Raw genomic sequence first — 21,245 nt, 5'->3', positions numbered from 1 at the left:
CCCGGGCGCGGCCATTTCTGGAGATCCAAGGTCATATGGCCAACACGGTCAAGGTGTCACCCACGGCGGATGCCGAGTATTACCGGACGTTGAGTCGGGAAAGTGGTTTTTCACCCCTGCTGGTTCTGGATTGTGAGCGCTTGCGCCAGCAGTACCGCTCCCTCGTGGCGGCGCTGCCGGGGGTGGACATGTACTACGCGATCAAGTCGCTGCCCAATATGGATGTCCTGCATACCCTGGCCGCGGAAGGCGCCGGATTCGATATCGCCACCAGCGCCGAGGCGGAAATGCTGGCGCAGGTGGCGGTGTCGCCGCGGCACACCATCCACACCCACCCGATCAAGCGGCCCCGGGACATCATCGACGCCCTGCGCTACGGCTGCACCACGTTCGTGGTGGACAACCCCGAAGAGATCGCCAAGTTCGAACCCTACCGCCAGCGGGTCAGCCTGCTGCTGCGGGTGAGTTTCCGCTCGCCCTCGGCCTTGGTGGACCTGTCGCGCAAATTCGGCTGCGCACCCCAGGAAGTGGATACGCTGCTGGACGAGGCCGCCCGCCTGGGCATTCACGTCAAGGGCCTGTCCTTCCATGTCGGTTCACAATCGCTGGATTCCAGCCAGCAGGTGAAGGCCATCGATACCTGCAACGCCCTGATCCGCGCCCGCCACGCCCGCGGCCTGCCGCCGCTGTCGGTGCTTGATATCGGCGGCGGCTTCCCGGCTTCCTACGGGCAGGGCGAAGTGGACATCGAAGCCTACTGCGAGCCGATCCGCGCGGCGCTCGACCGCCTGCCGGAATTCGTCAACGTACTGGCCGAACCCGGCCGTTTCCTCTCCGCCCCCTCGATGACCGGCGTCGCCACCGTAATGGGCCGCGCGCTGCGCGACGGCCGCTGGTGGTACTACTTCGACGACGGCGTTTACGGCTCCTACAGCGGCCAGCTCTTCGACCACACCCACTATCCCCTGGAAGTGTTCAGCGACAGCGCCGAGCGCTTCCCCAGCGTGCTCTCCGGACCGACCTGCGACAGCATCGACGTGATTGCCGAGGACCTCGAACTGCCGGAACTGCAGATCGGCGACCTGCTGGTGGGGCACAGCATGGGCGCCTACACCGCGGCCAGCGCGACGGACTTCAACGGCTTTCCGCGGGCGCGGGTGGTGTTGGTGAACCAGCATATGGACGAGGCGCTTACGGGCTGACTGCCTGGTTATTGGCGAAGGGGTAGTTGGTGCCAGTTCGCCGAAGCTACTCCTTCGGCACTTCGATTTTCCAGTGCAGAGATATTTCCCAGCTGGACTCTCGCGCCAGAGGTAGAGTGTGGGACGGATTGTGCCTGCTGGAACCGTGTGGCGACATGGATGTCGCCACCCGAGCCTGTACAGGGAGGTACGCTTTTTGGCGTGTTCCAGCAGGCACAATCCGTTCCGCGCTCGGCGGGCAGGGTCCAACTGCAAAGACTCGAATCTACAAGCCAATGCCTTAATCAAAGCGAAGTGTGACGCCTCAGAAGATACGCCCGCCAATAGAGATGCTTGTGCTGATACCGGAACCGTGGCCCCCGTGGTAGCCGCCAAAACCACTGGAAATCCCGATGTTGCCGTAGACATGGGGATCGGAACAGCCACTCAGGCTGAGGGCCGCCAGCGCAAGCAGGAACGCAGAAAAGTACTTCAGAACAGGCTTCATTGTGCGGTCTCCAGGTCAGCGGTCTGTGCGCCCAGCGGCCAGGTCTGCAGGGCGATCCCGGCGCCGGAGGGGTCGGCGATGACGGCGACCTCGCCGCCGGCGGGGCGCGCCGTGGCGGGTACCAGGACCTTGCCGCCGAGGGATTCCACCCGGGCCAGCAGGTCCTGCAACTGCTGCGCGTCAGCCACCCGCAGGTAGCTCACCCACTGGGGCGGCAGCTGGGTTATCGGGTTGTTGCGGATGCCGAGCCGCGGCTGGCCCGCGCTGGAGAGGATTTCGTAATCGACGCGCTGTCCCCGGAATTCCAGGTCCCGGGTCGTGTCGCTATAGGGCGCCAGCGTGCTGTAGAAATCGCCGGCGCGGGTGACATCGCCGGTCCACAGTTCATTCCACAGGAAGTTGCCGCTGCTGGGCACTGCGCTGCTGTCCGCGGGGTCGTGGCCGCCGGATTCCAGCAGCGCGAGCACCGCCCCCTGGGGGTCGGCGACTACCGCGAGGCGGCCGCGGCTGCCCAGCGAGGTGGGTGGAGTGAACACCGTGCCGCCGGCGGCCCTGAATTGCGCGGTTGCCGTGTCGATGTCAGCTACCGAGAGCACTGCCACCCACTGGGATATATCGGCCTGGAGCGGCAGGCGTGTCTGGTCGACCAGTCCACCGATCGGCTGGCCCTGGTGATAAATGACTTCGTAGTTGATGCCGCCCAGGGCTTTGAACTCCCAGCCGAAAAGCGCGCTGTAGAATGCGCGGCTCGCCTCCGGGGTGTCGGTGATGAGGTCGTGCCAGACGATTTTTCCGGGTGTAGTCCCCTCGCCGGGAAGCGCAGGAATGTCGAGTCTCGTCGTTGTGCAGGCCACCGCAAGCACTGCGCTCGCGGCAGCCGTTACTGCCAGTTTGAACCACCGCATGGAATCTCCCCGTCATCGATTGCAGGGAACAGGATAGCAGCGCAGGCTCGGTTCTGCGCGGACCACCCGGCGCTGGGGACCAGGGACAGGGTGCGGGCTGCCGGGATTGACCAGCGTCGGGCGTTGCGGACCGGAGTGGGTGGATGTCGTAGCCCGGCCTGTGGTGAACGCTGGCACCACGGGCCTTGTCTACAATACGGGTTCCGGCATTGCGGCATTATCGGTGCTGCGGAGGCAGCGTGAAATATTTCGCCTACGGTTCGAACATGTCCCTGCCGCGCTTGCAGCAGCGGATACCCGGCGCACGACGGATCGGGGCAGGCGTCCTGCCGGGACACCTGCTGCGCTTTCACAAGCTGAGCAAAGTCGACGGTTCGGGTAAATGCGACGCGCTGTTGACGGGGAATCACGGGGACCGCGTCTTTGGCGTTCTTTACCAGCTGCCGGATGGCGCGAAAGACGTGCTGGACGCGGTGGAGGGGCTCGGATACGGCTATCTGGACAAAATCGTGAGTGTGCGCGATAGGCGTGGGAGTGCGGTCGCTGCCTTCACCTACTACGCGACCAATATCGATCCGTCCCTGCGGCCCTATTCCTGGTACCTGTATCACCTGGTGTATGGCGCCAGGGACGCCGGCTTGCCCGCTGAATATATTGAGGTGATCGAGCAGCAGCAGAGTATTGACGATGCCGACAGGGCACGGGACACCCGGGAACGGGCGATCTACCGCTGACCGGGCAACCACATGCGAGGTGACTGCGTTATGCACAAGAGCAAACTGGCCGGGTTCATCATCGATTGCCAAACCGATGACCTCGATTCCGCCGCGGCTTTCTGGAGCCAGGCGCTGGGCATGCAAACCAGCGCACTGCCGCCCGGCGAGGCGGAAAAGTACGTGGAACTCATCGACCCGGAAAACCTGATCCATGTCGAAGTACAGAAAGTGGATCACCCCAGCCGGGTGCACCTGGATATCGAAACCGACGACATCGAGGCCGAGGTCAAGCGGCTCGAGGCCCTCGGCGCCACGCGGGTCGCGGCCGTCGGCAGCTGGTGGGTGATGCAGGCGCCGACCGGCCAGAAATTCTGCGTGGTGCGCAGCTGTACCGCGCAATTCAGCGAAACCGCGAATACCTGGGACTGAGTCGCTGGTGGTGGTTCAGGCCGCCGCGGCCGGCAGGTTGAATTCGAAGCGGGTGCCCTTGCCTGTGTCGCTGGTCACGGTGATCCGGCTGCCGTGCAGGTCCAGGATGCGCTTGACGATGGCCAGTCCGAGGCCGGTGGATTGCTCGTTGTCGCCGCGCCGCCGCTTGCTGCGGAAGTAGCGCTCGAAGATGTTGTCGATTTCATCGGCAGGGATGCCGCAGCCGGTATCGGAGACACTGACCGCGATGTCCCGTGGGTTGGCGCTGATGTCCACGGTGATACTGCCGCCGGCCGGTGTGTATTGCAGCGCGTTGCGGATCAGGTTTTCCAGCACCCGCTGCACCAGCCCGATATCGGCCCGCACCAGCGCGCGACCCGGCGGCGGTGCCAGTTGCAGCTGGATGTCGCGCCGCCGCGCCTCCAGGGTGAAGTCCTGCACCACGTCGTTGAGCAGCTCCGCCAGGGAAAAGGTTTCCAGCGCCAGCGGCATGGCGCCGGAGTCCAGCTTCGACAACTCGAACAGGTCGCCGATCAGGGTGCCCAGCCGCTGGGTGTGCTTGCGGGTCACCTGCAGGTAGCGCTCGCGTTCCGCCGCATCCAGTTCCGTGTTTTTCAGCAGCAGGGTATCCACGTAGCCGTGCATCGTGGCCAGTGGCGTGCGCAGGTCGTGGGAGACATTGCTGATCAGCTCCCGGCGCAGGCGGTCGTTTTCCTGCAGGGCGATGAACTGTTCGCGAATCTTGTCGGCCATCGCGACAAAGGCGTCGCCCAACTGGTCGATCTCGTCGCCCTTGCCGGCGCTGCGGCGATAGGGTTCGAGGGCCGTGGGTGGCGTGCTGCTGTCCATGGCGCTGCGGGCGAAGTCATCCACCGCCCCGGTGAGCCGGGTCAGGCGCCGGGTGAGCACGGCGAATACCAGCAGGCCGGCGAGGAAGCCACCGATCACCAGCGCGGCGCCGGCCAGCAGGCTGGTATTGCGGGTGTAGCTGTCGCGCACGGCACCGGCCAGTAGGTCGTACTTGCTGCCGCCGAGCACCACGTAGAGATAGCCCTGCAATTCGTCGCCGTCCAGCACCGGCGCGGCGGAAAACACTTTCTGCCGCGCCGGATTGCGCGGGTCGGTGCCGTACACCGGCGGCATGGCACGGCCCTCGATCAGCGCCTTCGCCGGCCCGAGATCCACCCGCTGCTGGCGAATGCTGTCCGCGGGCAGGGCGTGGCCGAGGATATTGCCTTCGCGGTCGAGGAGGTAGACCTCGACCGAGGGATTGATGACCATGGCGCGTTCGGCCAGGCGCTCCAGTTCGCCGCGATTGACTTCGCCGTGGGCGATCAGCGTGGTCTGGCCGGTGACATACATGGCGATGTCGGCGTTCAGGCGCTGGGTCACTTCCTCGTGGTAGCGCTGGGCGCTCCACTGTTCCAGCACGTAGAAACCGCCGCCCACCAGCAGCATGATCGGCAGCAGGCACAGCGCCAGGCGCGTATACAGGGCGTTCATGCGCGCACACCCTGCACCGGCGCTTCCATCTTGTAGCCGACACCCCAGACGGTGACGATATAACGCGGGTGCTCGCTGTCCGGTTCGATCTTGCCGCGCAGGCGATTGATGTGGGAATTCACCGTGTGTTCGTAGCCCTCGTGGCCGAAGCCCCAGACCGAGTCCAGCAACTGGGCGCGGGAGAATACCCGCCCGGGATGGCGGGCAAAGTGCAGCAGCAGGTCGAACTCGCGGGCGGTCAGTTCCACCCGCGTGGCGCCGACGTGCACCTCGCGGCTGGCCGTGTCGATGCGCAGGTCGCCGAGGTCAAGGGATTCCGCCTGCGGTTCGCGCGCCTGGCTGAGGGCATCGACACGCCGGAACAGGGATTTCACCCGGGCGACCAGTTCGGTGACGCTGAAGGGCTTGGTCACGTAGTCGTCGGCGCCCAGTTCCAGGCCCAGCACCCGGTCCAGTTCCGCCGACTTGGAGGTCAGCATCAGCACCGGGACATAGTTTGACTCGGCGCGCAGGGCCTTGCAGATGGACAGGCCGTCCGGCCCCGGCAGGCGCAGGTCGAGGATTACCAGGTCCCAGTGCCGGGCGAAGGCGTGGCGCTTGCCGGCGTGGCCGTCGCTGGCGATGGTCACCGCGTAGCCCTCGTCGCGCAGGTGCAGTGCGACCAGTTGGGCGATGTCGTGTTCGTCCTCGACGACGAGTATCTGGCGCTGGTTCAAGGTGCTCTCTCCCGTGTGTCTGGGAGTATAGATGACAAACTTCACGAAATTCTCACGGCGGGAAACGCCCCGGCGGCCGTGATGACCGCCGGGGGAGGGCGGGATCTACGGTGCGGCGCGGCCGGGGCCGAGCAGGGGGCAGGAAAAGTACATGTCGCCCGCGTCCTGTTCGCCGTCGAGGTTGGTGTCGATCCACCAGCGGCCGCCGACAAAACCGTTGTCCCCGGGCCCGTAGGGGGTGGACGGACCGCCGTCCGGACCGCCGGTGGGATCGAGCGGCTGGAAGCGGCCGACCGGGGGCAGGTTGGTGGTGGCGAAAGTCTCGTAGTAGAGGCCCTGGCTCTCCACGTAGATCAGGCCGAGGCCGTCGTTGTTGCCGCGGCCTTTTTTCTGCGCCAGCGCCGGGGTGGCGAGCAGCGCCGGGACCAGTAAGGCCGTGCCAGCTGCCGCCAGTATTTTGCTGTTGATGCGTTGCATGAGATGTCTCCTTCGGATCGGGTTGGGATCTTGTGCCCGGGAACCAGACTAGGCGGGAGATATCACGCGCAGATCACGCAAAGATGTTTTTACCGTCACGCCGGGGCGACCCTGCGGTAAACGCCCCGGAGGGTGGGGGGGTCAGTGCGTGGCGGCGGCCCGGAAACGGCCGGCGAACACCAGTACCAGCAGCAGCGCGGCGGCCATGGGGATGATCAGGCCGGTGAGAATCTGCAGTGCCGCCAGCTGCTGCGCCAGCAGCCAGCCGCCGATCAGTGGCGCCAGGGTCGCGCCGAAACGCCCGCAGGCACCGGCGGCACCGATGCCGCTGGCGCGCAGCCCGGTGGGGTAGACGATGGCGGCGAAGGAGGTCAGCGCATAGGCCACGCCCATGTTGCCCGCACCCATGACGGTAATCAGGAACAGCCACAGGCCGGTGTGCAGGGGTGCGATGTTGAGCGCCGCAAGCGACAGCGCAGTGATGCCGAAGCCGAGGCTGATCGCCGGCAGGATTCTGCCGCGGTCGACCATCCAGCCCTGGATAAAACCGCCGATCACTCCGCCGAAACTGAACACCATCACCGAGCGCACCGCGTCCTCCATGGACCAGCCTGACAGGTGCATCAGGGTGGGCAGCCAGCTGGACATCATGTAGGTGCAGAAGGTGGAGAGGAAAAACAGCGACCAAAGCAGTACCGTGGAGGCGCGGTGGGGCGGCTGCAGCAGGGCCCGCAGTCGCTCCATGGAACCCGCGGAATCCGCGGCGACTGCGGTGCCGGCGCCCGCGCGCTCCGCCAGGAAGCGCCGGGATTCCGCCAGCCCGGCAAACAGCAGCGGCATCAGGACCAGCGGTGCCGCGCCGCCGAAGACATACACCCCCTGCCAACCCCAGTTGCCCAGCAGGTAGGGGGCGATGGACGCGCCCACTGCGCCGCCGAGGGCCGAGGTGGCGTAGACGCAGGCGACGATTCGCGAGCGCAAGTGGGGCGCGGCATACTCGGAGGCCAGCGCAATGGCGTTGGCGAGGCTCGCGCCCAGGCCGAGGCCGGTGGCGAAGCGCAGCGCCGTCAGTTGGTTGACGCTGTGGATCAGCGGTGTCGCCAGGGTGCACAGCGCCACCATGGCAAAGCTGCCGATCACCAGTGGCCGGCGGCCGAAGCGATCACCCAGTGGCGCGATAAAGGCCGCACCGATGCCGGTGCCGAGCACGGCGGCGGCGAGGGCGGTGGAAAAGGCTGAGGGCGCCAGCTGCCAGTCACCGGCCAGGGTCGGAATGCTGACCGGGGCGACGACCATGTCGAAGCCGTCCAGCAGGCAGACCAGGGCGCAGAGCACGATGACCCGCCAGCGCAGCGCGTCGGGGAGGTCGTCGGTTTCCGCCGCAGCGGAGTCGGGATGGGAAGGCTGTTGCGGCACGCCGGTACCTCTCCGGCAACGGGGTAATAACAACCGTTGCACCTGTTATAGTTTGCGTTAGCATAACACCCGGCGCCGGGTGGGCAAGCACCACGGGCGCAATGACTCTTGGGTGTGACCGCACTCGCGATACCAATAAAACCGGGAGAATCCCTTGTCATCGATCAGCCGTATCCTGAAGGAACCACTGCTGCATTTTCTCGCCATGGGCGCCCTGCTGTTTGTGCTCTACGCCTGGGTGAACCCGGGCCAGGGCGGCGGCGAGCAAACCATCGTCGTGGACGCCGGCCGGATCGCCCTGCTGCGCGCCCATTTCGAGCGCACCTGGAACCGGCCGCCCAGCGCCACCGAGATGCAGGCCCTGGTCGATAATTTCGTGGTAGAGGAAATCTTCTACCGGCAGGCGCTGGAGTTGGGCCTTGACCAGAACGACGAGGTCATCCGGCGGCGCCTGCGGCAGAAAGTCGAGTTCATCACCGCGGATGCCCTGGCGCTGTACGAGCCGAGCGAAGCGGAGCTCGCCGATTATCTCCAGGCCCATCCGGACAAGTTCCGCCACGATGCGGTCTACAGTTTCGAGCAATTGTACTTTTCCCCCGATCACGGTGCTGGAGATGCACTGCGCCAGCGGGTGACCGCGGCACGCGAGGCCCTGCTGGCCGGGGAGAGCGTCAGCGGCGATACCACCCTGTTACCCCGTGCGATGTCCGCGGCGAGCGCCAGCCAGGTCGACCGCAATTTCGGCGAGGGCTTTGCCGAGTCACTGGACGCGCTGACCCCGGGTGAATGGAGCCAACCGCTGGCTTCGGGGCTGGGTTTGCACCTGGTGCGGCTGACCGCGCGGCAACCCGCCTACCTGCCGCAGCTCGATGCGGTGCGCGCCGAGGTGCAGCGGGAGTGGCAGCGCGAGCGCAACGAGCAGGCCCGGGAAGCCCTGGTGGCGGACCTGAAGTCCGGCTACAAGGTGATCGTTGAAGACGGCGACGGGGCGCAGGGCTGACAGATGACAGTATTGATGCGCAGCCTGTGCCTGTTGCTGGCGCTGTTCGCCCAGATCGGCCAGGCCGATGAAATCCGCCCCGCCTACCTGCAACTCACCGAGCGCCAGCCTGGCCTGTACGAAGTCCTGTTCAAGGTGCCGGCGCGCGGCGAGAGCGAACGCCTGGACCTGCGTGTAGCCTTCGACGACAGCGTGCGCAGCGGCGACGTCGCCACCGGTTTTGTCGGCGGCGCCCACCTGCAGCGCTGGACCATCCAGCGCGATGGCGGGCTGCAGGGCGCGGAGGTGCGCCTCGAAGGTCCCGCCGCGCTGCGCACGGAATCGCTGCTGCGGGTGCAGTACCTCGACGGCAGCTCGCTGATCCACCGGCTGACCCCGGATGCGCCGCGCTATGTAATCGAGGGGCACCCGGGGCTGGCGCAGGTGATTCACACCTACTTCGTGCTGGGGGTGGAGCACATCCTGATCGGCGTCGACCACCTGCTGTTCGTGCTGGTGCTGCTGTTGATCGTGGACGGCCTGCGCAAGCTGCTCTGGACCATCACCGCTTTCACGGTCGCGCACAGTATTACCCTCAGCCTCGCGGCGCTGGACCTGGTGCGCGTGCCGGTGCCGCCGGTGGAGGCCTGCATTGCCCTTTCCATCGTGTTTGTAGCGGTGGAGATCGTGCACGCCCAGCGCGGCGTGCCCAGCCTCACTGCCCGGCGTCCCTGGGTGGTGGCCTTCACTTTCGGCTTGCTGCACGGCCTGGGTTTCGCCGCGGCCCTGGGCGCGATCGGCCTGCCCCAGGCCGACGTACCCGCGGCCCTGCTGTTCTTCAATGTCGGGGTGGAGGCGGGCCAGCTGATCTTCGTCAGCGCGGTGCTGGCCTGCGGCTGGCTGCTGAAGCACTGCCTTTCGGCGGTGCCCGCCGGCTGGCGGGTGTGGCCGGCCTACGCCATCGGTTCGCTGGCAATGTACTGGGTTATCGAGCGCACCGCTGGCTTCTGGGCCTGAGTGGTCTAGACTTCTGGCGTTCGCCCAGCCAGGAGCCGGTCCATGAACAATTCCAGTCGCGGTCTCGCCTATCTTCCTTTCATCGTGATTCCACTGCTGGCTGCCGGTTGCCAGAAAAGCGAGCCGCCGCCCGCGGTGACCGCCGCCCCGGAGCCCGCAGCGGAAGCCGTGGCTGTGGCGCCTGCGCCGGAACCCGCTGTCCCCGCCTACCCGGTGACCGCCTGGTTCGGCGATACCCATGTGCACACGGGCTGGTCCGCGGATGCCGGGATGGACGGCGCCATCACCACCCCGGAGGACGCCTACCGCTTTGCCCGCGGCGAAGTGGTTAAATCCAATACCGGGCTGGATGCGCAGATCAGCAAGCCCTATGACTGGTTCCTGGTCTCCGATCATTCCGACGGCATGGGCACCATCAACCAGATTATCGACGGCAATCCGGAAATGCTGGCCAACCCGATCATCAAGGGCTGGTCCGAAGCGCTGAATTCCGGTGACGAGGCCAGGGCTGCCGCGGCCAAGAGCGAACTGATCATCATGCAATCCGAGGAGCGCCTGCCCCCGGAAGTCACCGATCCGAAGTGGATGAAGACCGCCTGGGAAAAGACCGTCGAGGCGGCGGAGAAGTATTACCAGCCCGGCGAGTTCACCACGTTTATCGCCTACGAGTGGACCGTCAACGCGGATGGCGGCAACAACCTGCACCGCAACGTGATCTTCCGCGATGGGGCCGATCGCGGCCTGCAGGTCCTTCCCCTGACGACGTTCCAGACCCAGGACCCCGCGGACCTCTGGGCCTGGATGGCCGCCTACGAAGAGAAAACCGGCGGCCGCATGCTGGCGATTCCCCACAACGGCAACATGTCCAACGGCCGCATGTTCGAGGAACAGCAGTTCGACGGCTCGCCGATGACCCGCGAGTGGGCGGAGCAGCGGCAGCGCTACGAGCGCTCCTACGAGCTGACCCAGTACAAGGGCCAGAGCGAGTCGCACCCGGCGCTATCGCCGGAGGACGAATTTTCGGACTGGGACCTGTGGGACCGGGGCAACCTGATCATGGTCTCCAAGCCCGAGGGTGCACTGAAGTACGAGTACTGGCGCGAGGCCCTGAAATCGGGCATGCGTATCAGGAACGAGCTGGGGGTAAACCCCTTCACCCTGGGTGCCGTCGCCGGCACCGACACCCACACCGGCCTCTCCAGTGTCGAGGAGGACAACTTCTTCGGCAAGTTCAAGACCCTCGAGCCGAGCAACAAGGAACGCTGGAACTTCCCGCTGATCAGTGGCAAGGACGGCAACTACATGGGCTGGGAGATGTCCGCCTCCGGGGTGACCGGAGTGTGGTCGGTGGCCAATACCCGCGAGGCCATCTGGGACGCCATGGAGCGGCGCGAGACCTTCGCCACTACCGGTTCGCGCATGTCGCTGCGCTTCTTCGGCAGCTTCGGTTTCACTGACGAGACCCTGGCAGGCGACTGGGTGGCCACCGGCTACGACCAGGGTGTGCCGATGGGCGGCATGTTATCGACCGCCCCGGAAGGTTACTCGCCCACCTTTATCGTCGCCGCCAGCAAGGACCCGGACGGCGCCAACCTCGACCGCATCCAGGTGGTAAAAGGCTGGGTGGATGCCGACAACGCCGCCCACGAAAAGATTTACGACGTGATCTGGTCGGATGAGCGCGCCGTCGGCGACGACGGCAGGCTGCCGCCGGTGGGCAATACCGTGAATATGGAAACCGGCGAATACGACAACAGCATCGGCGCCCAGCAACTGCTGGGTGTCTTTACCGACCCCGACTTCGATCCCGCGTTGCAGGCGGTGTACTACGTGCGGGTACTGGAGATTCCCACCCCCCGCTGGACCCTGTTCGACAAGCTGCGCAACGGCACCGAGATGGATCCGGAGGTGCCGCTGGTGCAGCAGGAACGCGGCTTCAGCTCACCGATCTGGTATACGCCCTGAGGCCTGTCACGGCGCCGGGATGATCCCGGCGATGCGCAGCGGGGCGCCGCTGCCGCCCTCAATCTTCATCGGCAGGGCGATCACCAGCGCGCCGGTGGCGGGGAGCTGCTCGAGGTTGGCGACATTCTCGAACACCGGAATGTTGGCGCCCAGCAGGATGCGGTGGGCCATGAAGTCCTGCGACTGGCCGTAGTCGATACTGGCGGTGTCGATACCCACGGCATCGACGGCGCGCGATTCCAGCAGGGTCGCCGCGTCCGGCGCCAGCCCCGGGAAATGCAGCAGCGGCACGGCTGCCTCACCCAGCGCGGCGGTCCCCAGGTAGGCCTCGCGGTCCGGCCAGAGCGGGCCGTGGCCGGTGCGCAGCAGGACGATCGCACCCGCCGGGATCGCGCCGTGCTGCTTTTCCCACGCCTCGATGTCCGCCACGGAAACCAGGTAGTCGTTGTTGCCCCGGGCCTTGGCCGACACGTCGACCACCACGGCGGGGCCCATCAGCTGTTCCAGCGGCACCTGGTCGGTGGTGTGGCGCCCGGCGGCGAAGTGAATCGGCGCGTCGAGGTGGGTGCCGCCATGTTCCGCGGTCTTCACCGAATAGGCGGAATAGTAATAGCCCTTGTCGGTCATGCCCTCGAAGCGGGTGGACTTCTCGAATCCCTTTTCCGTGGGCCAGTAGATGGTCTCGGCATTGTAGGGCCAGGACATGTCGACGATGCGGCCCGCGGGCCAGCCTTCGGCCTGCGCCAGTCCGGCGCAAGCACAGGTGAGTACGGCGGCTGCGGTGTGGCGTAAAACAGGAAACCGTGGCATGGGAACCTCCGGGAGCGAGTAAGGTGTCCCTAGCATAGTCCAGAATCCAGCGGCGGGAGACGCTGCGGCGGGCAACTGCTAAGCTGGACCGTACCTGGTGCCGCAGCAAGCTGGCGCGGGAAGATAACGATAACAGTACAAGGATGACACTGATGCCCCCGACGACGCTGCTTCGCGCGCTTGCGCTGCCGCTGCTCCTTGCATTTTTCGCCAGCGGCTGTGCCGATTCCGACGGGCCGCGCTACCCGGCCCTGGAGGTCGATGATCCCGTGGTCGAAGGGCCGCTCGAGGGTAACCCCGTCCTCCTTGGCACCCTGTTCAAACTGGCGGACATCGGCTACCAGCAGGCGGAGTTTTTCTTCAGCGGCACCGCCCATGCCTACCGCAACGACAACACCCTCGCCAGCGATGGCCGCTGGCGCGTCAGGCGCGGTGAGAGCGCGGATTACAAGACCCGCCTGGTGGTCTATCGCCCGATCGACCCGCTGGCTTTCAACGGCACCGTGCTGGTGGAGTGGATGAATGTCACCGCAGGCGCCGACGGCCCGGTGGAATGGACCACCGCCCACACCGAACTGGTGCGGCGCGGTTACGCCTGGGTGGGGGTGTCGGCGCAGGCTGCCGGCATCGAGGGGGGTGAACTGGTGTTCGATGACGCGGTGTCGGCGCCGCTCAAGGAAATCAATCCGGAGCGCTATGGCAGCCTGTCCCACCCCGGCGACAGCTTTGCCTACGACATCTTCCTGCAGGCGCTGCAGGCCGTCCGTTACCCCCGCAGCGTTGCCCCGCTGGGTGATCTCCAGGCCCAGCGGATCATCGTCGCCGGCGAATCGCAATCGGCGTTTTACCTGACCACCTTGGTCAACGCGCTGGGCCGGCGCACCGACCTGGCGGATGCCTATTTCATCCACAGCCGTGGCGGGGGTTCCGCGCCCCTGTCGCAGGCGCCGCAGGAATTCATCCCGGCACCGCCGGTGGTGCGCTTCCGCGACGACCTCGGCAAACCCCTGCTCAACCTGCAGACCGAGACCGATCTCTTTTTGCTCGGCTCGGCGGTGGATGAGGAATTAGAGATTCGCGGTTCGGTAGAGGGGAGGCAGGAGGACAGCGAGTTTTTCCGCCTCTGGGAGGTCGCGGGTACCGCACACGCGGACCTCTACCTGGCCATCCTCGGCCGCTTCGATACCGGCAATGACCCCGGGGTGGCCGCGATCCGGGAAAACGCTTCCCCGGCGCCGGGCTTTATCGAATGCGACCGGCCGGTGAACAGCGGACCGCAGCACTTCGTGGTCAAGGCGGCCATCGCCGCGCTCAACCGCTGGTTGGTCGACGGCGAGGCGCCGACGTCCGCGGAGCGCCTGGTGCTGAACAGTACCGGTGACGGTTTCGAGTTTGACGAGTACGGCAACGTCCTCGGCGGTGTGCGCACGCCCTATGTGGATGCGCCGATCGCGATCTTCTCCGGCGAGGGCCAGGGCGCTCTGGAGGCGGGCGTGTGCAGCCTGTTCGGCACCACCCAGTTCCTGTCCTGGGAGACCCTGGCCTCGCTGTACCCCGATCCGTATTCCTGGGTAGTGGCGGTTACGGATGCGGCCGGACAGGCGGTGGAAAATGGCTTCCTGGTGGCCGAGGATGCCGAACTGATCGTGGAGTCCGCCGCAATCCAGATGTCGCCCGCCGGGGCTTCCTGGTGGTTGGAAGTCGGTGAATAGCCGGACTCAGGACGCGGCTCCCTGGCCCCGGTCGACGATGGCCTGCACCGATTCGGCGAACCAGTCCGCCAGCTTGCGCTTGCCCGCCCGGGACAACTGCAGCACCGGCAACTGCTGGGTATAGAGCACGAAACTGGTCGACAGCATGAAAATCTCCAGCGCGCGCAGGTGGCCGTCCGGCGCCCCCAGCCAGCGGGCCAGCGGCTTGATCGCGTATTCCTCGGCAACCCGGGTGGTGATGGCGCTGGCCTCCTCGTGACCGGTGGAGAGCGCGATCATCGCGGGGGGCAATAACATCAGCTCTTCGTCGGTAAACCACTGGGCAAAGCGTTTCCCCAGCCCCTCCTGCCCCAGTTCCGGCAGTGCCTCGAAGCGCACCGCATCGATCAGGGCAGCCTCGAACAGTCCGGCCTTGGAGCCGAAGTAGCGGATCAGCATCGGCGGACTGACATCGGCCAGCGCGGCGATCTCGCGGATACCCACCTCGCTGTAGCTGCGGCGGGAAAAGGCCTCCTGGGCCGCGCTGAGTATGCGGGCCCGGGTCTGCAGCGCGTTGCGGCGCCTGATTACTGGCGTGGTTTTCATCGGCGCAAGTATAGCGTGGTTGACAGCTGTAGCGATCCGCCATTAAGTTATCAATCGGTAACTTAATGCCGGGGCATTGCGGCGCTGGCAATGACAGGAGAATAAGAATGGCGACATTTGTACTGGTGCACGGCGGCGGCCACGGCGGCTGGTGTTATCAACCGGTGGCGCGCCGGCTGCGCGCACTGGGACACGAGGTGTATACGCCGACGCTCACCGGCCTCGGCGAGCGCAAGCACCTGATGAGTCCCGCAGTCGACCTCGACATGCACATCACCGACGTGGTGAACACCCTGGTCTACGAGGACCTCGCGGATGTTTACCTGGTCGGCCACAGCTACGGTGGCATGGTGATCACCGGTGTCGCGGACCGGGTGCCCGAGCGCATCGGCAATCTCGTCTACCTGGACGCGGCGTTCCCCGGCAGCGGGCAGTCCCTGCAGGACGTCGCCGGCGAGATGATGGCGAATACCCGGGCGCGCTCACGGATGGTGGACGGCGTGGAACTGGTGCTGTTCAGCGATGACCTGCCCTATGGTTACTACGGGGTGACCGACCCCGAACAGATCGAATGGATGGCGCCCAAGCTGACACCGCACGCCTTTGCCTGCTTCGCGCAGAAGCTGGAATTGCAGGACGAGGCCCGGGTGCGCGCCCTGCCGCAGTCGTTTATCGTCTGCGCCGAGAACATGCCGGAGGAGTTCCACGAACCGCTGCGGCAGATGTGCGAGGGCCGCTTCTGGGTGGTCGATACCGGCCATGACCTGATGATCACCGAGCCGGAAAGGTTGACAGAAATTTTCCACGAACTAGCCTCGCTCTAATAGTGCCCGGCCGCGTTCCTGTCCGCCGCGGCCGGACAGGGTCCTCGGGAGAGAGTTCACCATGCAGATAGCGAATCCGCTCAACCTGAGCCAGATCGACCACGTGGTAATCCGCGCCAGGGATATGCAGCGGATGATCGTCTTTTACCGCGATGTGCTCGGCTGTCGACTGGAGCGCGGCCCAGGGGAGCTCGGCCTGGCCCAGCTGCGGGCGGGCAACTCGCTGATTGACCTGGTCGATGTCAGCGGTCCCCTGGGACTGCAGGGCGGTGCAGCGCCGGACGGGCGGGCGCCGAATATGGACCACGTCTGTTTCCAGGTCGAGCCCTGGGACGCCGGAGAGATTCTCGATTACCTGCACCACCATGGCGTGGAGACCGGGGAAGTGGAAGTCCGCTATGGCGCCACTGGCATGGGTCCTTCCATCTACCTGCGCGACCCGGAGGGCAACAACCTCGAATTGAAGGGCAAGGGCTAGATTCCTGCGCTAGCGCGCGCAGCAGATGACGCTACACTGAGGTGGACCCGGTCGAACATGCGAGGCCACCATGAGCAGCCGCGACCCCTTCTTCACCCATCAGGTCGAAAACCAGCCCCGCCCCCTGCGGGACTACAATGCCTGGGTGGTCGATGCGCCCCTGCGCGAAGCCGTGGAGCGCGAGGGCGGCGGCTGGGCATCCGATCACCTCAATCGCTATGGCGCGGTCAGCGGTGGAGAACTGGTCGAACTCGGTTACAGCGCCAACCGCCACCGCCCTGAATTTCACCCCTACGACGCCTACGGCAACCGCATCGATAGCGTGGAGTTTCATCCCGCCTACCATCGCATCATGAAGCGCGCGATGGGCCACGGCATGCACAGTTACGCCTGGAACCACGAGATCAAGCACGGCGCCCACGTCGCCCGCGCCGCGGTGATCTACCTCGGCAGCCAGGCGGATGCGGGCACCGCCTGCCCGATGTCGATGACCTACGCGTCGGTCCCGGCGCTGCGCCATGGCGGCGACTGGGCCGAGGAATGGATCAACAAGCTGACCGCCAACGAGTACGACCCGCGGGCCATCCCGATGGACGAGAAGACCGCCTGCACCATCGGCATGGGCATGACCGAAAAGCAGGGCGGCTCCGACGTGCGCGCCAATACCACCCGCGCGGAAGCGCAGGCCGACGGCAGCTACCGGCTGGTCGGCCACAAGTGGTTTTTCTCGGCGCCGATGTGCGACGCCCACCTGGTGCTGGCGCAGGCGGAGGCCGGGCTGTCCTGCTTCCTGGTGCCGCGCATCCTCGACAGCGGCGAGCGCAATGCCGTGGTCATCCAGCGCCTCAAGGACAAACTGGGCGATTGGAGCAATGCCTCAGCCGAGGTTGAGTTTCACAACGCGCTGGCGCTGCTGGTCGGCGAAGAGGGTCGCGGCGTGCCGACCATCCTGGAGATGGTGGCCCTCACCCGGCTCGACTGCATGACCTGCTCCAGCGCCCTGATGCGCCAGGCCCTGCTGCAGGCCACGCACCACGCCTGCCAGCGGGAGGTGTTCGGCAGGCTGCTGATCGACCAGCCGCTGATGCGCAATGTACTGGCGGACATGGCGCTGGAGGTCGAGGCCGCGGTGGCGCTGTCGATGCGGGTAGCGCGGGCGATTGATGCCGCGGCGCGCGATCCGCAGGAGGCGGCGTTTGCCCGCATCGCCACGGCGATCGGCAAGTACTGGATCTGCAAGCGCAGCCCGCCGCTGGTCAACGAGGCCCTGGAGTGCCTCGGCGGGATCGGCTATGTCGAGGACACCATGCTGCCGCGGCTCTACCGCCAGGCACCGCTCAATTCCATCTGGGAAGGGGCGGGCAACGTGCAGTGCCTGGATGTGCTGCGCGCCCTGCGCCGGGAGCCGGAAGCCGGCGAGGCCCTGTTTGCGGAGCTCGCTCGCGCCAGCGGCCTGAATGCCGACCTGGACCAGGCCGTCGACCAATTGCGCCGTGATTTCGAGTACCCGGAGACTCTCGAGGTGCGCAGCCGGCAGGTCGTGGAGCGCGCCGCAACGGCCCTGCAGGCGGCCCTGCTGCTGGCCGGCGACCCGGCGATCGCGAAGACATTTTGCCGGCACCGGCTGGGCGGCGAGGGCGGCAGCTGTTTCGGTACCCTGTCGCCGGACACGCCTTTTGGCCTGCTGATTTCGCGGGTCGGCCTGGGCTGATTGCCCGCGCTTTGGCGCCAGCCCGGCGCTGCCCCCTGTCCCCGAACCACCCGGGCAGGGGCGGATCAGGCGCCTGCGACGCTGTCCATGGTAATCACGATTCTCCCCTCGCTGGTGCCTCGTTCCACCGCGGCCATGGCAGCGGCAAATTGTTCCAGCGGCCAGGTATCGGCGACTACCGGCCAGAACAGGCCCTTGCCCGCCAGGTCGACGAGGCGCTCCAGGTTGGCGCTGGCGCTGCGGGGAGCGGCGATCGACTGCGCCTGCAGGTTGACCCCGACGAGACTGGCGCCCTTCAGCAGCGGCAGATTGGTGGGCAGTGCGCTGATTCCGCCTGGAAAGCCCACGACCAGGTGGCGGCCTGCGAAGCCCAGGCAGCGGAAGGCGCGCTCGGTGGCCTCGCCGCCCACGGGGTCGAACACGACATCCAGCGGCCGGCCCTGGTTGGCGGCCTGCACCGCCTCCCGCCAGTTGGTGGATCGGGCATCGACCGCGGTTTCCGCGCCGCCGTGCAGGGCCAGGCCGCGTTTCCCCGCGGTGGAGGCGGAGGCGATGACCCGGGCGCCGAGCCAGGCGCCAATCTGTACCGCGGCGTACCCGGTCGCGCCACCGGCGCCGAGCACCAGCAGGGTTTCACCGGGCTGCAGCTGCGCCCGGTCGACCAGGGCGTGCCAGGCGGTCAGTGCGCTTACCCGGAATACCGCGGCCTGGACGAAATCCATCCCGGCGGGCATGGCGTGGACGGTGTCGGCATCCACCAGGGCGGCCTCGGCGAAGGCGCCGCCCCAGCCGCCGCTCATCACCGCCTGGCCAGGGGAGAATTGCGTGACCCCCTCCCCGAGTGCCTCGACCACCCCGGCGAACTCGCTGCCGGGAATGAAGGGCACCGGCGCCCTGCCCTGGTAGCGGCCGGTGGCGTTGAGCACGTCGACAAAACTGACCCCGGCAGCGCGTACGGCGATGCGCACCTGCCCGGGGCCGGGCGGGCCCGGGTCGTAGTCCCGCACGCTGTAGTTTTCGAGGGGGCCGAGGGTGTCGGAGATAACCGCGCGGGGCATCAGTCGCCACCTCCCGCCTGCCGCTGCCGGGCGAAGGCTTCGAGCGCCTTGCGCAGCTGGCGCAGTTCGCCGGCCAGTTGCTCGCACTGTTGGGGCTCGTTACTGCGGAAAAAATCGTCGCAAATCGCCAGTGCGATGGCATCGGTGCGCTGTTTCAGTTGCAGCCCCTTCGCGGTCACCGCAAACAGCGGCGCGCGCTTGTGGTCGGGATTGGGCAGCCGTTGCAGCAGTCCCTCGTCCACCAGTTCGTTGACCGCCCGCTGGATCACCTGCCGCGGGGGGCCGAGGCTGCGGCCGATCTGCGGCACTGTTGGCGGCCGGTCGGCCTCGTAGACCGCGTTGAGCACGATGTCCTGCATCAGCTTGAGGCCGCTCGCCGCGTGCACCGTGTCGAACAGGCTGCCGAAGCGACCCTGCAGGCGCGACACTTCGTCGACCAGGGCAATCAGCGGGTTGGACTTGAGCTGCGAGGCGGTCATGGCGCGGACTTCCAGCCCACCGGGAAGGCCTCGGGGTAATCGCCGACCGCTGAATCGAAGGGCACCGCGATTCGATTTACCTCGGCGAGGGTGGGTATGGCGTTGTCCGGCGGGGAGATGTAGCGCAACTGCGGCCCGCCCCACATGCTGGTGTAGGCGCGGCGCGCGGTGGGATAGTTGTCCGCACCGCCGGCGGCATGCAGCATGTTGCCGTTGAAAATCAATGCGTCGCCCGGTTCCACGTCCCAGCGCAGGATGTCGAAGCTCTCCGGGTAGCGGGCGATATCGGGAATCTGCGGCCCCGGGTGGTCGCCGCCGCTCAGCTGGATCATGCGGCCCGCGCCGGAGTTGCGCACCGCATTGCCCTCGCTGGCTGACAGGCGCGGGTCGAACACGATGCCCCAGCGGTGGGAGCCGCGGATGATCTGCAGGGTCAGTTCCTGCGGCGAGTAATCCGCGCAGATCCACACCCGGATCATGTCGTCGCCGCGCACCCGCAGGTAGGGGGTATCCTGGTGCCAGGGTGTTGGTATGACCACCCCGGCGGCTTTGTAGAAAATCTGGTCGAGGATCAGTTGCGCCGAGGGGGTGCGCATCATGCGGGCGGCGATCTCCGGGATGCGGCCCAGTTCGAGCAGGGCCTTGAGCGAGGGACTGCTGCCCTGGCTGGGAAAGGATTCGAGAAAAGTCTCTCCGCGGCCCTCGGCATTGCTGGCACGGGTGGAGCGCTTGCCGGGGTGGGCATTGGACTCCTCCACTCCCTGTTCCAGCAGTTCCCGCTCCCGCTGGGTGAGGATGCCGCGCAGCAGGACCGCCCCATCGCGCTGGTACTGGGCAATCTGCTCTTCGCTGATGTTTACCGTCTCGGCCATGGTGTTGTTTTCCCACGAGGTTGGTACGCGCCATAAATTGACACAATAGTGTCAATCTGAATAAATAGTGTCAACGAATTCGGAGAACAAAACCATGCAGCACGTACTGGCCGAGGCCGATGGCGAGGTCCTGCGGATCACCCTGAACCACCCCGAGACCCTGAACGCGATGGGGCCGCAGATGGCCCGGGAGATTCGCGAGGCGGTGCGTTTCGCCGCCGACCCCGCCCGGGGCTTTCGCTGCCTGCTGCTGACCGGCGCCGGCCGCGGTTTCTGTTCCGGCGGCAGCCTGGGTTTGATCAGCGGCAGCGAACCGGGGCAAGCGGCGGAGCCGATTGCGCTGGGCACCCACCACCACTACACCCTCAAGCTGTTGCGGCAACTGCCCTTTCCGGTGGTCACGGCAATCAATGGTCCCGCGGCGGGGCTGGGTTTTTCCTATGCCCTGGCGGGCGATATCGTGCTGGCCGCGGACTCTGCCTATTTCCTCGCCGCCTTCAGCCGGCTGGGCGTGTCCTCCGACGGCGGCCTGAGCTGGCTGCTGCCGAAGCTGGTCGGCTGGGCGCGGGCCAAGGAGCTGTTGCTGCTGGGCCGCCGCCTGCCCGCCCGCCAGGCCCTGGACTGGGGGCTGCTGAATGAAGTCTGCGCAGACAGCGACCTGCCGCAGCGGGCCATGGAACTGGCCCGCGAACTGGCTGCGGGTCCCACCGTGGCGCTCGGCACACTGCGGCAGTTGCTGTGGGACAGTTGGGAGCTCGATCACGCCCGCCACCTCGACGAGGAGGAGCGGCGGCAGCTGGCGACCTTCGCCACCGCCGACGCCCGCGAGGGCGCGTTGTCGATGATGGAAAAACGCGCTGCGCGCTTCGAGGGGCGTTAGTCGCCGGACCCCGGCGGCAGCGCC

General features: G+C 66.5%; 22 protein-coding genes. 11 read left to right on the top strand and 11 right to left on the bottom strand.

The features are described from left to right. Positions 1-35 precede the first annotated feature (35 nt). Positions 36-1,202, top strand: coding sequence for a type III PLP-dependent enzyme (locus ACNKU3_RS19915; RefSeq protein ID WP_418261323.1), 1,167 nt, complete (start codon positions 36-38; stop codon positions 1,200-1,202). 304 nt (positions 1,203-1,506) lie between these two features. Here the strand turns inward: ACNKU3_RS19915 and ACNKU3_RS19910 are convergent, their stop codons facing one another. Beyond that, a complete protein-coding gene (locus ACNKU3_RS19910; protein ID WP_418261322.1) occupies positions 1,507-1,689 on the bottom strand; it encodes a hypothetical protein in 183 nt (60 codons plus the stop codon). Beyond that, on the bottom strand, positions 1,686-2,594 hold the full coding sequence (locus tag ACNKU3_RS19905) for a VOC family protein (protein ID WP_418261321.1): 909 nt from the start codon (positions 2,592-2,594) through the stop codon (positions 1,686-1,688). Before ACNKU3_RS19905 ends, ACNKU3_RS19910 begins: the two co-directional genes overlap by 4 nt. 239 nt (positions 2,595-2,833) lie before the next feature. On the opposite strand from ACNKU3_RS19905, the gene ACNKU3_RS19900 reads away from it, so the two are divergent. Beyond that, positions 2,834-3,328 carry a gamma-glutamylcyclotransferase family protein gene (locus tag ACNKU3_RS19900; protein WP_418261320.1) on the top strand — a complete coding sequence of 165 codons (495 nt, stop codon included), beginning with the start codon at positions 2,834-2,836 and terminating at the stop codon, positions 3,326-3,328. A 30-nt stretch (positions 3,329-3,358) separates the two neighbouring features. Next, positions 3,359-3,739 (top strand): VOC family protein, encoded by a 381-nt coding sequence (locus tag ACNKU3_RS19895; RefSeq protein ID WP_418261319.1) that lies wholly within the window; start codon positions 3,359-3,361, stop codon positions 3,737-3,739. Between the two features lie 15 nt (positions 3,740-3,754). Here the strand turns inward: ACNKU3_RS19895 and ACNKU3_RS19890 are convergent, their stop codons facing one another. From ACNKU3_RS19890 to ACNKU3_RS19875, 4 genes are all read right to left on the bottom strand, one after another. Beyond that, on the bottom strand, positions 3,755-5,242 hold the full coding sequence (locus ACNKU3_RS19890) for a sensor histidine kinase (RefSeq protein ID WP_418261318.1): 1,488 nt from the start codon (positions 5,240-5,242) through the stop codon (positions 3,755-3,757). Then, entirely contained in the window at positions 5,239-5,958 is a 720-nt protein-coding gene (locus tag ACNKU3_RS19885) for a winged helix-turn-helix domain-containing protein (RefSeq protein ID WP_418261317.1), read from the bottom strand. Before ACNKU3_RS19885 ends, ACNKU3_RS19890 begins: the two co-directional genes overlap by 4 nt. A 105-nt stretch (positions 5,959-6,063) precedes the next feature. Continuing rightward, positions 6,064-6,435: a hypothetical protein gene (locus ACNKU3_RS19880; protein ID WP_418261316.1), complete on the bottom strand. Its 372-nt coding sequence runs from the start codon at positions 6,433-6,435 to the stop codon at positions 6,064-6,066. A 141-nt stretch (positions 6,436-6,576) separates the two neighbouring features. After that, entirely contained in the window at positions 6,577-7,851 is a 1,275-nt protein-coding gene (locus tag ACNKU3_RS19875) for an MFS transporter (RefSeq protein WP_418261315.1), read from the bottom strand. Positions 7,852-8,005: 154 nt separating this feature from the next. Here ACNKU3_RS19875 and ACNKU3_RS19870 point away from each other — a divergent pair, with 154 nt between their 5' ends. From ACNKU3_RS19870 to ACNKU3_RS19860, 3 genes are read left to right on the top strand one after another with little or no spacing between them, the layout of a single operon-like run. Then, positions 8,006-8,851, top strand: coding sequence for a peptidyl-prolyl cis-trans isomerase (locus ACNKU3_RS19870; protein ID WP_418261314.1), 846 nt, complete (start codon positions 8,006-8,008; stop codon positions 8,849-8,851). Positions 8,852-8,854: 3 nt separating this feature from the next. Next, positions 8,855-9,847 (top strand): HupE/UreJ family protein, encoded by a 993-nt coding sequence (locus ACNKU3_RS19865; protein ID WP_418261313.1) that lies wholly within the window; start codon positions 8,855-8,857, stop codon positions 9,845-9,847. A gap of 42 nt (positions 9,848-9,889) precedes the next feature. Then, on the top strand, positions 9,890-11,812 hold the full coding sequence (locus ACNKU3_RS19860) for a DUF3604 domain-containing protein (RefSeq protein WP_418261312.1): 1,923 nt from the start codon (positions 9,890-9,892) through the stop codon (positions 11,810-11,812). Between the two features lie 6 nt (positions 11,813-11,818). On the opposite strand, the gene ACNKU3_RS19855 is transcribed toward ACNKU3_RS19860, so the two are convergent. After that, a complete protein-coding gene (locus tag ACNKU3_RS19855; protein ID WP_418261311.1) occupies positions 11,819-12,622 on the bottom strand; it encodes a cyclase family protein in 804 nt (267 codons plus the stop codon). 152 nt (positions 12,623-12,774) lie between these two features. Here ACNKU3_RS19855 and ACNKU3_RS19850 point away from each other — a divergent pair, with 152 nt between their 5' ends. Then, entirely contained in the window at positions 12,775-14,334 is a 1,560-nt protein-coding gene (locus tag ACNKU3_RS19850; RefSeq protein ID WP_418261310.1) for an alpha/beta hydrolase domain-containing protein, read from the top strand. A 6-nt stretch (positions 14,335-14,340) separates the two neighbouring features. Here the strand turns inward: ACNKU3_RS19850 and ACNKU3_RS19845 are convergent, their stop codons facing one another. Beyond that, the gene (locus ACNKU3_RS19845; protein WP_418261309.1) at positions 14,341-14,919 is read right to left on the bottom strand and encodes a TetR family transcriptional regulator; all 579 of its coding nucleotides are present in this window, start codon (positions 14,917-14,919) and stop codon (positions 14,341-14,343) included. Between the two features lie 107 nt (positions 14,920-15,026). Here ACNKU3_RS19845 and ACNKU3_RS19840 point away from each other — a divergent pair, with 107 nt between their 5' ends. The 3 genes from ACNKU3_RS19840 to ACNKU3_RS19830 all read left to right on the top strand — a co-directional run bounded on the left by ACNKU3_RS19840 (position 15,027) and on the right by ACNKU3_RS19830 (position 17,932). Then, positions 15,027-15,743, top strand: a complete 717-nt coding sequence (locus tag ACNKU3_RS19840; RefSeq protein WP_418261308.1) for an alpha/beta fold hydrolase — start codon at positions 15,027-15,029, stop codon at positions 15,741-15,743. Positions 15,744-15,804: 61 nt separating this feature from the next. Continuing rightward, a complete protein-coding gene (locus ACNKU3_RS19835) occupies positions 15,805-16,221 on the top strand; it encodes a VOC family protein (RefSeq protein WP_418261307.1) in 417 nt (138 codons plus the stop codon). Between the two features lie 70 nt (positions 16,222-16,291). Next, positions 16,292-17,932 (top strand): isovaleryl-CoA dehydrogenase, encoded by a 1,641-nt coding sequence (locus tag ACNKU3_RS19830; RefSeq protein ID WP_418261306.1) that lies wholly within the window; start codon positions 16,292-16,294, stop codon positions 17,930-17,932. 65 nt (positions 17,933-17,997) lie between these two features. Here ACNKU3_RS19830 and ACNKU3_RS19825 read toward each other — a convergent pair whose 3' ends face one another. The 3 genes from ACNKU3_RS19825 to ACNKU3_RS19815 are packed head-to-tail and all read right to left on the bottom strand — an operon-like array spanning position 17,998 to position 20,341. Further along, positions 17,998-18,990 carry an NADPH:quinone oxidoreductase family protein gene (locus tag ACNKU3_RS19825; protein WP_418261305.1) on the bottom strand — a complete coding sequence of 331 codons (993 nt, stop codon included), beginning with the start codon at positions 18,988-18,990 and terminating at the stop codon, positions 17,998-18,000. Beyond that, positions 18,990-19,469 carry a MarR family winged helix-turn-helix transcriptional regulator gene (locus ACNKU3_RS19820; RefSeq protein ID WP_418261304.1) on the bottom strand — a complete coding sequence of 160 codons (480 nt, stop codon included), beginning with the start codon at positions 19,467-19,469 and terminating at the stop codon, positions 18,990-18,992. The genes ACNKU3_RS19825 and ACNKU3_RS19820 overlap by 1 nt, the downstream gene beginning before the upstream one ends. Then, positions 19,466-20,341 (bottom strand): phytanoyl-CoA dioxygenase family protein, encoded by an 876-nt coding sequence (locus ACNKU3_RS19815; RefSeq protein WP_418261303.1) that lies wholly within the window; start codon positions 20,339-20,341, stop codon positions 19,466-19,468. The genes ACNKU3_RS19820 and ACNKU3_RS19815 overlap by 4 nt, the downstream gene beginning before the upstream one ends. 94 nt (positions 20,342-20,435) lie before the next feature. Between ACNKU3_RS19815 and ACNKU3_RS19810 the strand changes: the two genes are divergently transcribed. Next, entirely contained in the window at positions 20,436-21,221 is a 786-nt protein-coding gene (locus tag ACNKU3_RS19810) for an enoyl-CoA hydratase-related protein (RefSeq protein ID WP_418261302.1), read from the top strand. The last annotated feature ends 24 nt before the right edge of the window (positions 21,222-21,245 follow it).

This window comes from Haliea sp. E17 (genome assembly GCF_048323675.1).
Taxonomy (GTDB): Bacteria; Pseudomonadota; Gammaproteobacteria; order Pseudomonadales; family Halieaceae; genus Mangrovimicrobium.
This window is presented reverse-complemented; position numbering and strand designations above follow the sequence as displayed.

Coding starts and splice junctions, on each gene's coding strand:
- ACNKU3_RS19915 (WP_418261323.1), top strand. CDS start 36: ATGGCCAACACGGTCAAGGTGTCACCCACGGCGGATGCCGAGTATTAC.
- ACNKU3_RS19910 (WP_418261322.1), bottom strand. CDS start 1,689: ATGAAGCCTGTTCTGAAGTACTTTTCTGCGTTCCTGCTTGCGCTGGCG.
- ACNKU3_RS19905 (WP_418261321.1), bottom strand. CDS start 2,594: ATGCGGTGGTTCAAACTGGCAGTAACGGCTGCCGCGAGCGCAGTGCTT.
- ACNKU3_RS19895 (WP_418261319.1), top strand. CDS start 3,359: ATGCACAAGAGCAAACTGGCCGGGTTCATCATCGATTGCCAAACCGAT.
- ACNKU3_RS19890 (WP_418261318.1), bottom strand. CDS start 5,242: ATGAACGCCCTGTATACGCGCCTGGCGCTGTGCCTGCTGCCGATCATG.
- ACNKU3_RS19880 (WP_418261316.1), bottom strand. CDS start 6,435: ATGCAACGCATCAACAGCAAAATACTGGCGGCAGCTGGCACGGCCTTA.
- ACNKU3_RS19865 (WP_418261313.1), top strand. CDS start 8,855: ATGACAGTATTGATGCGCAGCCTGTGCCTGTTGCTGGCGCTGTTCGCC.
- ACNKU3_RS19860 (WP_418261312.1), top strand. CDS start 9,890: ATGAACAATTCCAGTCGCGGTCTCGCCTATCTTCCTTTCATCGTGATT.
- ACNKU3_RS19855 (WP_418261311.1), bottom strand. CDS start 12,622: ATGCCACGGTTTCCTGTTTTACGCCACACCGCAGCCGCCGTACTCACC.
- ACNKU3_RS19850 (WP_418261310.1), top strand. CDS start 12,775: ATGCCCCCGACGACGCTGCTTCGCGCGCTTGCGCTGCCGCTGCTCCTT.
- ACNKU3_RS19845 (WP_418261309.1), bottom strand. CDS start 14,919: ATGAAAACCACGCCAGTAATCAGGCGCCGCAACGCGCTGCAGACCCGG.
- ACNKU3_RS19840 (WP_418261308.1), top strand. CDS start 15,027: ATGGCGACATTTGTACTGGTGCACGGCGGCGGCCACGGCGGCTGGTGT.
- ACNKU3_RS19835 (WP_418261307.1), top strand. CDS start 15,805: ATGCAGATAGCGAATCCGCTCAACCTGAGCCAGATCGACCACGTGGTA.
- ACNKU3_RS19830 (WP_418261306.1), top strand. CDS start 16,292: ATGAGCAGCCGCGACCCCTTCTTCACCCATCAGGTCGAAAACCAGCCC.
- ACNKU3_RS19825 (WP_418261305.1), bottom strand. CDS start 18,990: ATGCCCCGCGCGGTTATCTCCGACACCCTCGGCCCCCTCGAAAACTAC.
- ACNKU3_RS19820 (WP_418261304.1), bottom strand. CDS start 19,469: ATGACCGCCTCGCAGCTCAAGTCCAACCCGCTGATTGCCCTGGTCGAC.
- ACNKU3_RS19815 (WP_418261303.1), bottom strand. CDS start 20,341: ATGGCCGAGACGGTAAACATCAGCGAAGAGCAGATTGCCCAGTACCAG.
- ACNKU3_RS19810 (WP_418261302.1), top strand. CDS start 20,436: ATGCAGCACGTACTGGCCGAGGCCGATGGCGAGGTCCTGCGGATCACC.